The sequence below is a fragment of the Mucilaginibacter sp. genome (assembly GCF_025362475.1).
GTDB lineage: Bacteria > Bacteroidota > Bacteroidia > Sphingobacteriales > Sphingobacteriaceae > Mucilaginibacter.
On sequence record NZ_JANYGH010000032.1, the window covers coordinates 1 to 2,109 of the forward strand.

Consider the following 2,109-nt stretch of genomic DNA (forward strand, 5'->3'; position numbering starts at 1 on the left):
CCAATTGGTATAGGCACGTATTTGATAACTGCCGGGCCTGGTTAAAACGGGCAGCGCAAAATCGCCCCAACCTATACCTGTACTTAGGGGTATAGCTATCCTGTTTATTACAGAATCTTTTTCGGTAAGTAATTCAACATGAACTATATTACTAATGGCTGATAAGCCATGGTTCTCGCCCGCAACCGTATATGCCTTAAACCAGATGGTATCACCGGGCATATAGGCTTGTTTATCAAGATGCAGGTAAACTTTCTCTACCGGGTTCGCCAGCGAATAACGATCAAGCGAATTTATAGTGTGGGCTAAAAAAGCACTATCTGTTTGGGCAAAACTTTTAAAAGTAACCAATAAAAGAACTGTTAAAATACAGGTAAAAATAAATTTCATATCAACTGAAAATAAAAACCAAGAATTGGGATAACAGATGCCATTGATAAAACATCATTAAGTGATATTACTCAACTTTATAGGTATACACCTGGTGGCCCAAATTGCCATCAACATCTATTCCTTCAATTAAAACCCTGTAGGTACCTTTGGCATCAGCGTTAAAGAACGATACTGCAGCATTGCCATCTTTATCGGTTACAATATCGGGTTTCCAGTAAATGGTGGTTCGCAGATCAGGTTGCCTGGTAACTGATGTAGCATCATATTTTGGCGAATAAAACTCCCGTGCTTTATAAAAACCATTTGATTGATAAGTTATCACATCAGGCGTTGGGGGGCCGTAACTTCCCGAATGCCTTCGTGATGTCAAAAACACCATTCCCGAACTTGATCTATCCGTACCATATATAACGCCTTTACCGGTAGTCCTCACAATTTCGGCACTTTCAATATCAGTTAAATTCAGGCTCATGTAGACATCGTAATCAATATAAGCCCCATCAAGTAAAATCTGCATCGGCTTCGGTGACACTCCTCCCGCTGTCCGCGCTATCATGCGTGTATTATAAGGCCTGTTATTCATAAACATTACGCCCCTGGCGTGCTGCTGCAAAAATTGGCTCAAGGTTAATCCTGTGCCATCTTTAGGAAAATCTTTAATAACCTGATCGGGGTTGGCTGGATGTTCAAAAGGATCTGGCGCAACGTCCCTTTTATCTTTAATTACCACTTCGCGCAGCTGTATTGTGCGCTTATCAATATTTGATTTAAACTGCTGGGCAATCTGTTTTTGGTAAAGCGTAAGCAAGGTAGTATCACTCAGCTGCTCATAAGCTATAGCATTATTTTTCCAGGATTTAAAAGGTGCGATGGTATCCAATGTAACTACCACGTTTTTACCATTGGTTGAGGTGCGCCCCTGAACTATATATTTTATAATCGTATCCTGATCGGTAATCAATCTTTTAAAAGTGAACTTTCCGTTTTCATCGGCCAGGGTATCCAGCTTAAACCATCCTCCTTTAACGCTGTAAAGCATAATCTTGCTATTTGGTATTGGTTTGCCACCTAACGTTTTGATATTTCCCGATACAGTAAGCGAATTTTCGGGTTCATAGTTCAACGCCGGATAGGATTTATCTATTACCTGTTTCCTCTCAAAGCGGTGAAAGCCCTGGGTAAGCATCAGCAGGTCAAGGTCGGCCCTTGTTTTATCACTTATGTTGGTGAAATAATAATCAGGATTTTCAATGTAGCCTTTAATATCCGAGGTAAGCAGCAGATTACTCAATATGGAATTTTCGGAGATTCCTTTGATACCCGCTAAATCTTCATTAATAACCGCGGCAGAGAAACTACCTACAACCGGTTTACTATCCTTGTCGGCCACTTTTATGGCGATATTCACCTTTTGCCGGGTGGCATAAACTTCCTTTGCGGTACTTATGCCAATCTTCAACTGGTCGTTATGCTGAATAAAGGCAATACGTTCATTAAGCGGCTCACCGTTTTCTGCAAATAAGGTAAACTGCACTATACCCGTAGGGAACCGTTGCTTATCTATCCGGGTAGTAAAGCTTTGCGATAATAATTTAAAATCGGCAGTATAATAAACCTTAGCTCCTGCCTGGGCCAGCAGGTAGTACCTTGCGCCCTTTTTCGTTTCAAATAATTTTGCCGACGATGCCACCCTGATACTTATACTATCCGGTTGAC

The 2,109-nt window shown here is 41.2% G+C and carries 1 protein-coding gene and 1 pseudogene; both read right to left on the bottom strand.

Going from position 1 to position 2,109, the window contains the following annotated elements; translation table 11 throughout:
* A partial coding sequence (locus Q0R88_RS11730; protein ID WP_366087159.1) for an MG2 domain-containing protein occupies nucleotides 1–390 on the bottom strand: 390 nt, incomplete at its 3' end.
* Between the two features lie 67 nt (nucleotides 391–457).
* Nucleotides 458–2,109: pseudogene (locus Q0R88_RS11735) on the bottom strand (TonB-dependent receptor); the annotation flags it as partial.